The sequence below is a fragment of the Shewanella sp. SP2S2-4 genome (assembly GCF_031932025.1).
Lineage (GTDB): Bacteria > Pseudomonadota > Gammaproteobacteria > Enterobacterales > Shewanellaceae > Shewanella > Shewanella baltica.
Genome location: NZ_JAUOER010000024.1, coordinates 75,809 through 86,111 on the forward strand (window position 1 = coordinate 75,809; position 10,303 = coordinate 86,111).

A 10,303-nucleotide genomic window follows, 5' to 3' on the forward strand; every position below is an offset into this window, starting at 1 on the left:
TACTTTTGTAAATGCTGCAATTCAGAGGTGTGATTGCACCGAGGCAAAGGCAGTCGCGAGCGCTTTAAATTGGCGAACTTGTTCAGGAAACAGCGCCCTTTGTTTATCGCGACCTAAATACACTTTGAACACGACCTCACCTTCGCTGCCGAAGAAGTTAATCGAATGGCTCTCGCTGCCTCTAAAAGGTCTGCTGATCAAAGCGATGCCACGCATGGCATCTAATTTGAGATGCCCGTGCAAACCGTCGCCCTTGCTGTAAAGGTTATAATAACCATGGGCATATTTTCCCTGTGGGAAATCCCCTTTAAATTCAAATACGCTGCCCGACAACATCACAATAGTGGTTAACTTTCCCCATTCGGGTAAGGCTTGCAGTAATGTATCGAGCTGAGTTAACGGGACAAACACTACTTGTTCGGGCGGCAAGGCGGCAACGACTTCGAGCTCGGCAATGCCTAATTCACTGGCGAGCTGCGCTGGCATTAAATCAACTTGTTGCTCAAATCGTTGTCGCAGTTGCGTTTGTTGCTCACTTGGCTGATTTTGCTCACTTAGCTGACGTTGCTCAGAGCCTAAATCTGGCGCGACATCGAGCTCGCTATCGAGTGTCATCTTCATTTTACTGTCTCCAGCGGTAGTGACTATTGAGTGGCTTGGCATTAAACGCTGGCTCCCGTTTACCGCTTGCTCAGATTTAACACTCAGCATTTGCCGAAACGGAAGTCAGCACTTTAATGCAGGGCTTAGAACATATAGCGCGCCGATAACTTCATATTACGGCCCGGTTGATACAAGGTTTGCCACGCTTGTTGGTACTTCTCATCGCCGATGTTTTCGATGGCGAAATCCACTCTCACACCCGCCATCGCGCCCATAGTCGGCTCCCACGCAACATACACATCCCATAGGGTGTAATCGTCGTATTTCGCCACTTTGAAGCCATCAGGCGTATTCGACTGCGTCGCCACATAAGTGACGCGAGTGCCGAGCTTCATGTCGCCTTCCATAATGCCTTGGGATAAATCAACGTTAAATTTATTGGCGGGTATACCTTCAATATCGCCGCCATTTTTACGATCTTCACCATGGGTTTGGCCATAATTCATCGCTAAGCGAGTTTGGCCAATTCGGTAACGACCGCTAATTTCAAAGCCAGTTAAACGCGCATCTTCGACGTTATTCCATGAGGTTGTTTGCTCGAACCCAGGAATACCATGCCAAGGATTAGACACTTGCTGCACGATGAAATCGTCCACATCGTTACGGAAGATGTTGAACGTCAACGCTAATTCATCATCACCGGCTAACTCACTGAAACGTAAATCTGCTTTGATTTCTTTGTTACGGGCTTTTTCAGACTTTAGGTCTGGATTGGTCGCAAAGGTGTTGCATAGACCTTGGGGCAAAAATCCCGGAATAGGTGGAATGCAGTAATGGGTGCCACTAGAATACATTTCCTCTACCGAAGGTGCGCGGAAGGCTTGATCGTAACGGGCACTTAAGGTCAACCAAGATTGAGTCTGCCAAACTAGCCCTAGCGATGGCGATAACTCATTATCATCGGAGGATAAATTGAGGTTGTTACTGTCATTTTTAAAGCTGTCATAACGCAGACCTGCATCCAGATTTAACGTCTTAGTCAGCTCAATATCTGCCCGCGTAAAAGCGCCCCATACTGTGGTTTCACCATCAATATTTCCCGGACGCTGGCCCACTTGACCCGAATCATCACGCGTCGTTTCTATGGTATCGCGAAAGCCATCAACGCCGTAGGTCAACAAAGTATTGCCCAAGCGCGAACTGTTATTGAGGTTAATGCCCACAGTTCGATACTCAGTGCTGTCTAGCTGGCCCTTAGTAATACGGTCTTCATCGTAGTCGGTACTGTTCCAATACACTTGCATCTTAGTATCCAGATACGGGTTATTGGCTGGATTGAAACTGTAATCTAAGGTGATATTTTGATCGTCTGTCTTGCGACGCACTAAAGGTACTGAATTACTGGCTGCCGCAGAAGGATTACTTGGCACTAATTCATTGATCTTATTAACTCTAGCAGATAACTCTAAGCGTGATGCTTCATCAGCTTGCCAACCAAATTTAGCTAAACCACTACTGCCATGAGATGCACTGTTGCTGAGGGTTTCGTCATTACCGGTTTTGATATTGTTAGAGTCGGTGTAAGAGCCGTTCAATAACCAATCGATACTGTCTTGTCGACCATAAATCGCGCCACTGGTTTTAGTGCGCGAGCCATTGGTTTCATAACCTTGTTTGAAATAGCCACCAAAGGTCTCATCTGGCGCTAAAAAGTCTTGTGCCGACTTAGTATTTTGCGCGACGACACCACCCAGTGCGCCACTGCCCCACAAACTACTGGCTGGACCGCGCAGCACTTCAATGGATTTCAGTAACTCAGGGTCCATAAAGAAAGTTGCTCTGTGGCCAGAGTCGGTATTTTGTCTTGCTCCATCAATAGTTTGCAGTACTCGACTGCCACTTAAACCACGGATTTCAACCCCCTGAGATGAAGCTCTTGGGCCATTTGTCAGCGTAATATTGGCCTCGTTTTTAAGGGCATTAGCCACGGATGATGCTTGAGCAACCGCAAGTTGCTCTTCACCCACCACGGCTACGCTGCGGCTGGTTTCGGAGGATTTCTCGCTGATGCGGGTTGCGCTTACTAGCACTTCATCAAACTCAGTTGTAACGAGTTTTTTATCCGCATCGCCTTGAACAACTGGCTTCACATTTTCTTCTGCCGCTAACGTAAAACTTAGGGCCGTACTGCTCAGTGCTATCGCCATTGCGATCACTAACGGCTTTTTCTTCATCTCTTCATCCTCAAGTGATAATCAGCTATATCCGTGCAATTCAATACTGACCCCAGACTCTCTTTCCAGACGCCAATCCTTTTAAGATTGAGTCTGTTATAGATGTTCCATTCCAAATTTGGCTCTTGCAAACTTGAGCCCCTTCCTAATCGAGTCCAAGGTAATCAGCCCCCATAAAGTAGGATGAATTACCGGTTTAGCTGTTTTTTTAAGCGCTCATTCGAGCTATTGCAGGCACTCTACCTGAGATAATAAAATAGATCAAATGCAAATCATTATCATTTGCGATCTTGTTTATATTGAGATATCTTAATTAGCGAAGATAAATGAGCAGAAGTGCTTTATTGGGGAAAAGAGGTTGCTGTGACACCAAAACGATATCTTGCCTTTGGCGCGTTAACTGTTGCCATACAAACGGGGGTTATCGCCTCGCAACCCGCTATCACTATGCAGCAAAGCGCCCAAGCATCGAGTGTAAATCAAGTGGCGAACGCTCCGAGCGCAAATCGTGTCACCCTTAAATTGGCTGCAACAACAAGCTCTGCAAGCAGCAACGTCAGTATTGAGCCCACTCAAACAGACGCCAAAATAGCCACTGTAAACAGCACAGTGCGAAAAGTATCAACAGCAGAATCTGTCGATAAGACGGTTATCGAGGCGATAAAAAAAACCAAAGCAGATCAAAGAATTGGCAGCCAGTTAGCTAAGAAACCTTCAATCGAAAAAACCACGACTCAAAGTCATCCAGATACAACTCCATCAGGGACGAGCGCTTTAGCACACAAGCGGTCCGAACATGTAGAGCAAGAATTAGAGCTAAAAACAGAGCCTAAAACAGCACAAGAACTAACGGATTTAATTGCTAACACTGCCGAACTAGATGCAAAAACGCCCCAAAATGTAGCCAGTGCAGCATCTGACAATGCCCCATTTAACGACAGCCTCCAAACGAACATAGTGGAATTAGCCAAACCGCTGTTTGCTACAGCGCCACCGCAACCGACTTATCCGCGAATAGCACGTAAGAAAGGATTCGAAGGAACTGCAACTATAGAAGTGATGTTTAACGAACTCGGCGAGCTGCTAGCACTGACGTTAGTCACAAGCTCAGGCTTCAGCCTGCTAGATCAAGCAGCAATCGCTGCGGTTGAAAACTGGCAATTTGCGGCGCCGACGCCAAGGCTAGCGAGTCATTACAAGGTCAGAGTGCCGATTCGTTTCGCGCTTAACTAGCGGGCCTTAATCTTATTGCTGAAAAGCTAGCCATAGTAAAGCTCACTTTTTGATTCACTCAATGACGTATAAAACTGATTTTTCAATCGATTGGAGAGGCTTAATGCCCGTAACTGATTTCTCAACCCTACAGACACAACTTGGCGTGCTGACTTGGCCCTTGTTGTTATGTGCTTTTTTAGCTTTGATGATCTGCCTTGAACGTAGCGCCTTGTTTTTGCATCAAACTCTGCTGTCAATCTGGCCCAAAAAACAGGCTTGGATAAAGGCATTGCATCAATCAAGCTCGGCGGCGACCACTGAAAACGTCAGCGTGCTGCTCGCACAAACCAGCGCACAACAAGATTTACTCGCCCGTGGCGCTACTTTGTTACTCAAACAAGTCCACCAGCCCAAAGTGCTAAGGGAAGAATTGCTCAGTCTGTGGCTCAACAAACAGCAACGCGACTTGCAAGCCGGGCTTAAGGTTCTGCAAGTGATTGGCATTATCAGCCCATTACTCGGCCTACTTGGCACAGTATTAGGACTCATCGACATGTTTGCTCAGCTTGGGCAATCACAAGGCCCAGTTACCCCAGCGCAACTCAGCGCTGGACTCGGCCTTGCGATGAACACCACAGCAGCCGGGCTTATTATCGCCGTGCCCGCGATTACCGCCGCCCATCTATTTGGCATTTGGGCTCAAGGACAATGTCTGCGCGCAGGGCACGTGCTCAATCAACTCAATCTGTGGTTGGCGGGTATCGAAGATATTTCAATCGATAGCAATCAATACCAAGCATTCAGCAAAGTCAGCAGCAAGAGTCGCTCTAGCAGCACTGAGCAAAAGTCGGCATTCAACGCCCATACTCAGATTGAGTCACAGACATGATAAGTGCAGATGCATCACCGCGCTCGCAGACTGGCATTGCTTCGCCTGAGCAACTTCCAAGCCTAGATTTAACCGCGTTAATCGACATTATTTTTATCGTGTTGGTATTTCTACTGCTGACGGCAAATAGCCAATTATTGAGTTTGCCGGTAGATGTGCCACAAAGCCCAAGTTCGGCCATCACGGCAGTCGACAACAAGCCAACGATTGCCATCAATATCATGGCGACAGCGCCTTATTGGGCAATAGATAGTGAGACATTTGATGATTTAGCGACTTTTACCGCCGCGTTTACCGCACATTTTAACACTATGCCAGAGGCGACCGTTGTTATTGCCGCCGATAAGGCCGCGCCAGTGGAGCCCTTGATGCAACTGCTCGCGCTGCTGCAGACGCTGTCCATCAGCCAGACCCAAATTTTAATGGAGCATTAGCGCCTTGCCTAACTCGCTATCTGCCCCAAAGCCAAATAGGCAAGCTAAATAATGAATCAGAGACACAACTAATATTGCCTTTCTGGCGAAAACCATAACCAAAACAAAAGATGCAGGCCGTAAAGCATTGCTTTACTTTTCTGGATTTAATGTACTGATTTTTAAAGCCAAGATTTTGAAAGTCAGAGACTAAAAACAGTATCTAAGCCTGTGGCTAACCAGTTTTTATTAGGAGTTTAACCATGTTGTTTCAAGCAACTAAAATATCATTAAGCAAAGTGGTAGTTATCGTCTCTGCATTGTCGACTTTGCTATCGCCCAGCGCCTTTAGTGCTGAGCCCGATGTGGAAAGTACTGAAAGTGAGATAAGACTCGTGAGTGCGGGCACGGGCGTCACTGAGCTAGTGCTCGCCCTCGATGCGGGCAATGAACTGGTCGCTATCGACTCCACCAGCTATGTACCTGAAGGTTTAGCCCATGTGGCTAAGCTTGGCTATCACAGAATGCTCTCCGCCGAAGGCATTATCGCCCTCTCGCCAACACTGGTTGTCGGCTCGGATGTTATGGGGCCTGAGACCACGCTCAATGTATTGAAACAAGCCAATATCCAAGTTGTGCAGTTACCCGCAACGAACGATGAGCCGCAACTAATGAGCAATGTGGATACCTTAGGTCAATTACTCAACCGTCCAGATAACGCCATTAAGTTAAAGCAGGACTTACATCAACAACTGCAAAGCTTAGCGGATAAAAAACAGCAAATAAGCGATGCTGGCGCTCAGCCAAAAATCCTCTTTATGCTGCTACAAGAAGGCCGTGGCGCACGGGTTGGCGGTAAAGGCACTGCCGCAGATACCATTATCGCGCTGTCGGGCGCACAGAATATTGCCGAGTTTGATGGCTACAAAAGTATGTCTCAGGAAGGGATTTTATCCTTGCAGCCCGACATTATTTTACTGTCAAAGCGCAGCGATAAACCCGCCGAGCAAACCAACGCGCACATTGCCCAAGAACTGATGAAAGAGATGCCGCTACTCGCTCATACTCCTGCGGGTAAAAATGGCCATATACAAACACTCGCGCCGCAAGCCCTTCTCGGCGGTTTAGGCATCAGCGCCATTAGCGCCGCCGATACGCTCGCCAGCACATTGCTCAAGCAAAATCAGTAGCCTGCATAGAAATTAATACAGTCACTCATCAGGGCGCTCATGTTGATTATATGAGTCACTTATTTGAATGGCTTGTATGAGCCACTAATCGGACTCGCAGATTAGCGCCACTGACTCACACACCAGATTAGTCACCTGATAAAAATAGAAAGGATAGTTGAGATGTTCCTCAATCGCTGGCTCTGGCCCGGTTTAGTCACACTGTTAGCCCTAAGCTGCTTACTCTCGGTCAGCACAGGCCCTGTCAGTATCAGCCTAGTGGATGCCCTAAGCGCTGTGCTTAATTGGGCGACTCAGCAAAACATCGGCAATATTGCGCCCCACGAGCAACTGGTGGTCAACACTGTGCGCCTGCCACGGACATTATTGGCACTGGCGGTAGGCGCCACGCTCGCCCAGTGCGGCGCTGTAATGCAGGGTCTGTTTCGTAATCCCTTGGCCGATCCCGGTATTATCGGGGTGTCATCTGGCGCAGCTCTTGGCGCGGCCATCTGTATCGTGCTGTTACCCAATGTAAATCCATTCATGATCCCCATCAGTGCCTTTGTATCGGGTTTAATCACCACCCTTGTTGTCTATCGCCTCGCCAGTAGCCCAACCGGAACATCGGTCGTGTTGTTACTGCTATCAGGGGTTGCTATTGCGGCACTGGCAGGCGCAGGAATTGGCATGCTCACGTACCTTGCCAACGATATGGCGCTACGTGATTTAACCTTGTGGCAAATGGGCTCGATAGCAGGTGCGCAGTGGATGTATGTCAGCCTGTGCCTCGTGACGTTAACATTACTAAGCTGGCGATTTCGCCAAGATGCGGCGGCGCTCAATGCCTTGCTACTTGGTGAATCCGAAGCGCGTCACTTAGGGATAGATGTCGATAAGCTTAAGCTGAGACTCATTTTACTTTGCGCTTTAGGCGTTGGCGTAAGTGTCGCGGCGACAGGCATTATTGGCTTTATCGGCCTAGTGGTGCCGCATTTAGTGCGGATGATGTTAGGGCCAGATCATCGCCAACTGCTGCCCATCAGTGCACTTTTAGGTGCCGCCCTATTAGCCTTGGCCGATATCGGCGCCCGCGCCTTCTTACCACCAGCAGAGTTACCCGTTGGATTAGTAACCGCCATCATAGGTGCGCCATTCTTCATCTTCTTACTACTGCAACAACGCAGTAAGCTCATCTAAGCGAGGCGTTATGACTGCCACTTCCTATGCAAAATCAGAATCAAGATCAGATTCAATATTAGCCCCAACAGCGCATCTAACTCATTCAACCCATGCGCAGTTTGAACGCACCAAGCTCAGCATTAGCAAGCTCGATGTCAGCATTGGGCAGAAAAAGGTGCTCAGCGATATAAATGTGCAATTTAAACCCGGTGCAGTAACCGCCCTACTCGGCCCCAATGGCGCGGGTAAATCGACGCTACTCAAAGCCCTTTGCCAAGAAATCAGCACACCAAGGCAAAGTATCCGTCTAGGCCATAGCCAGCTGGTGGATTGGCCGAGGCGCGAGCTGGCAAAATCCTTAGCCGTGCTGCCACAGCACGCCAGTCTCACGTTCCCCTTTACAGTGTTCGAAGTGGTCGCTATGGGTCTTTATCCCTTAACCATCAGTCATAAAGAGGGTGAAGCGTTAGTTGCCGAGCAGCTAGCGCAAGTGGGGCTAACTCATCTCGCCAAGCGCAGTTATCCAACTCTCTCTGGCGGCGAAAAACAACGAGTCCAGCTCGCCCGCGTTTTGACTCAGCTCAGTCAATCGCCGTTCCCACCCATACTATTATTGGATGAACCAACATCGGCATTAGATCTCGCCCAGCAACACAGAGTGCTTGAGTTAGCCCAACACTTAGCTCATCAACAGGCGTACACTGTGATAGTGGTATTGCATGATCTCAACCAAGCCGCTCGCTATAGCGATCAATTAATCGTATTAAAACAAGGGCGAATCGTAAGCGAAGGCGCGCCAGCTGAGGCCTTGTCGGTCAATACCATTCGGGAAGTATGGGACTATGAACCTGTGTACCTTGCTGCACCAGAAGGCGGGCATCCACTGATTTTTTAATGAAATGAAGATATTGGCTGTAAGTTTTAATGTCTAATGTGGGTATAATCTGGCAATAACACTTTAGGCTCGCTTTTGACTAACGAATGAGCGAGCAGCTTCGCGGGCATATTGGCTCTTATATTCACGAGCCTATTTTAGCCGCAGGCGCGTTAACTCAAACCGCATTAACTTAAGCCGCATTAACTCAAACAGCAACAATTTAGGCAACTTCCAGATGAAACCCACTATCTCGACAGAAACTCAGCACGAAGCACTGGCCGCAGCCAAAGCCACTCAAAAGCCAGGACAAACTAAAGAGCAAACTAAGCTCATTGCCCAAGGGATTGAAAAAGGCATCGCCGAGTATAAAAAACTGCTTAAAGCTAAAGCCCGTGAGCGGGATAAAGCCCGTAAACAACAGTTGAAAGCAAAAGCTCGCACAGTGAATGACATAGATAATCTAGACGATGCTGACGAGATCATCGACTCCCAGAGTCAGTTCACCCGAGCCACTTGGGTTGCTATCGCCCTACTCGTGCTAAGTTGGGCAGGATTTGCCGCCTATTATGTTATGACGTGATTGCCGAACTCAGAACTTACCGCTTCATGCTGCCGTTTCGTCACTCTCAACAACACCAATCAGATCGGCGATTTCAGTGAGATGGGTATCAACCCATGCACTACTGATTGGCCCCCATGTCACTATGCGGTAATAACCTGCATTGTTACGACTGCCTTCCTGGACAAACTCAACTCGAATACCTATATCCTCAAATGCGGCGATGGCATCCTGTAAGGTGCGGCGCGGCATTCCAGTTAACTTATTGAGTGATAATAGATTATGGCGGTCATCATCCATCAAATGCGCTAAATAAAGCTTACGCAAAAACGCCTTATGCTGCTTCGTAACTTGTTGCGATACCGGCATTGAAGATGACATAGAAAGACCTGCCTAGAGACTAAAGTAATTATCATCAAAACTACTTTATATTCAGGCAATAAGGCAATAGCCAGCACTAAATACTTACGAAAGATGATCAGTTTTTCTGCTAACCTATCTCTCCTAAATCAAGCAAAACAACTTGTCATTATCCCCCAACAACTGTTATTTCTAACAGCACTCATCACCTATGAAGGGACGCTAAAATGAGCCAGACAACCACAGCCGAACAAGTACTGACATTTTGGTTTGAAGAAATTGAACCAAAGCTTTGGTGGATTAAAGATGTTGAATTTGATGCACAAATCAACCAACGCTTCGGGGATGTATTAGTCCAAGCTAAGCGTGGAGAGCTTTCCCATTGGCGAGTCACGCCCCAAGGCCGATTAGCGGAGATCATAGTGCTCGACCAATTCTCCCGTAATATTTACCGAGATACGCCTGCCGCTTTCGAAGCCGATGCCATCGCTTTAGTGCTCGCTCAAGAAGCTGTTGCCCAACAGGTTGATTTAGCACTCAAACCTAAACAAGTCCCCTTTCTCTTTATGCCCTATATGCACAGCGAGTCGGCAATGATCCATCAAGTTGCGGTTAAACTGTTTAATCGTGAAGCGGCGGTAGCCAACTTAACATTTGAACTGCAACATAAGGCAATTATCGACAGATTTGGCCGCTATCCACATAGGAACGCCATCTTAGGCAGAGAATCGACAGCAGAGGAAATCGCCTTTCTGCGCGAACCTGGCTCATCTTTTTAATTCGCCCATTGTTTAGCGTATTT

Annotated in this window: 11 protein-coding genes; 8 read left to right on the forward strand and 3 right to left on the reverse strand. The window is 47.8% G+C overall.

Features of this window, described 5'->3' with window-relative positions:
• Positions 1 to 21: 21 nt before the first annotated feature.
• Complete coding sequence (gene hutX / locus Q4Q54_RS17190) at positions 22 to 663, reverse strand: heme utilization cystosolic carrier protein HutX (protein WP_311989072.1); 642 nt, start codon at positions 661 to 663, stop codon at positions 22 to 24.
• 83 nt (positions 664 to 746) lie between these two features.
• Positions 747 to 2,837, reverse strand: coding sequence for a TonB-dependent hemoglobin/transferrin/lactoferrin family receptor (locus Q4Q54_RS17195; RefSeq protein WP_311989073.1), 2,091 nt, complete (start codon positions 2,835 to 2,837; stop codon positions 747 to 749).
• A 363-nt stretch (positions 2,838 to 3,200) separates the two neighbouring features.
• On the opposite strand from Q4Q54_RS17195, the gene Q4Q54_RS17200 reads away from it, so the two are divergent.
• The 7 genes from Q4Q54_RS17200 to Q4Q54_RS17230 all read left to right on the forward strand — a co-directional run bounded on the left by Q4Q54_RS17200 (position 3,201) and on the right by Q4Q54_RS17230 (position 9,162).
• Positions 3,201 to 4,070, forward strand: a complete 870-nt coding sequence (locus tag Q4Q54_RS17200; protein WP_311989074.1) for a TonB family protein — start codon at positions 3,201 to 3,203, stop codon at positions 4,068 to 4,070.
• A gap of 103 nt (positions 4,071 to 4,173) precedes the next feature.
• A complete protein-coding gene (locus Q4Q54_RS17205; RefSeq protein WP_311989075.1) occupies positions 4,174 to 4,941 on the forward strand; it encodes a MotA/TolQ/ExbB proton channel family protein in 768 nt (255 codons plus the stop codon).
• On the forward strand, positions 4,938 to 5,375 hold the full coding sequence (locus tag Q4Q54_RS17210; RefSeq protein WP_311989076.1) for a biopolymer transporter ExbD: 438 nt from the start codon (positions 4,938 to 4,940) through the stop codon (positions 5,373 to 5,375). Before Q4Q54_RS17205 ends, Q4Q54_RS17210 begins: the two co-directional genes overlap by 4 nt.
• 242 nt (positions 5,376 to 5,617) lie before the next feature.
• Entirely contained in the window at positions 5,618 to 6,544 is a 927-nt protein-coding gene (locus tag Q4Q54_RS17215) for an ABC transporter substrate-binding protein (RefSeq protein WP_311989077.1), read from the forward strand.
• 162 nt (positions 6,545 to 6,706) lie between these two features.
• A complete protein-coding gene (locus Q4Q54_RS17220; RefSeq protein WP_311989078.1) occupies positions 6,707 to 7,723 on the forward strand; it encodes an iron ABC transporter permease in 1,017 nt (338 codons plus the stop codon).
• 10 nt (positions 7,724 to 7,733) lie between these two features.
• The gene (locus Q4Q54_RS17225; protein WP_311989079.1) at positions 7,734 to 8,600 is read left to right on the forward strand and encodes a heme ABC transporter ATP-binding protein; all 867 of its coding nucleotides are present in this window, start codon (positions 7,734 to 7,736) and stop codon (positions 8,598 to 8,600) included.
• 217 nt (positions 8,601 to 8,817) lie between these two features.
• A complete protein-coding gene (locus Q4Q54_RS17230; protein ID WP_311989080.1) occupies positions 8,818 to 9,162 on the forward strand; it encodes a DUF2956 domain-containing protein in 345 nt (114 codons plus the stop codon).
• A 24-nt stretch (positions 9,163 to 9,186) separates the two neighbouring features.
• On the opposite strand, the gene Q4Q54_RS17235 is transcribed toward Q4Q54_RS17230, so the two are convergent.
• Positions 9,187 to 9,522, reverse strand: a complete 336-nt coding sequence (locus tag Q4Q54_RS17235) for a winged helix-turn-helix domain-containing protein (RefSeq protein WP_220592179.1) — start codon at positions 9,520 to 9,522, stop codon at positions 9,187 to 9,189.
• Positions 9,523 to 9,728: 206 nt separating this feature from the next.
• Between Q4Q54_RS17235 and Q4Q54_RS17240 the strand changes: the two genes are divergently transcribed.
• Positions 9,729 to 10,280 carry a DUF924 family protein gene (locus tag Q4Q54_RS17240; protein ID WP_311989081.1) on the forward strand — a complete coding sequence of 184 codons (552 nt, stop codon included), beginning with the start codon at positions 9,729 to 9,731 and terminating at the stop codon, positions 10,278 to 10,280.
• Positions 10,281 to 10,303 lie beyond the last annotated feature (23 nt).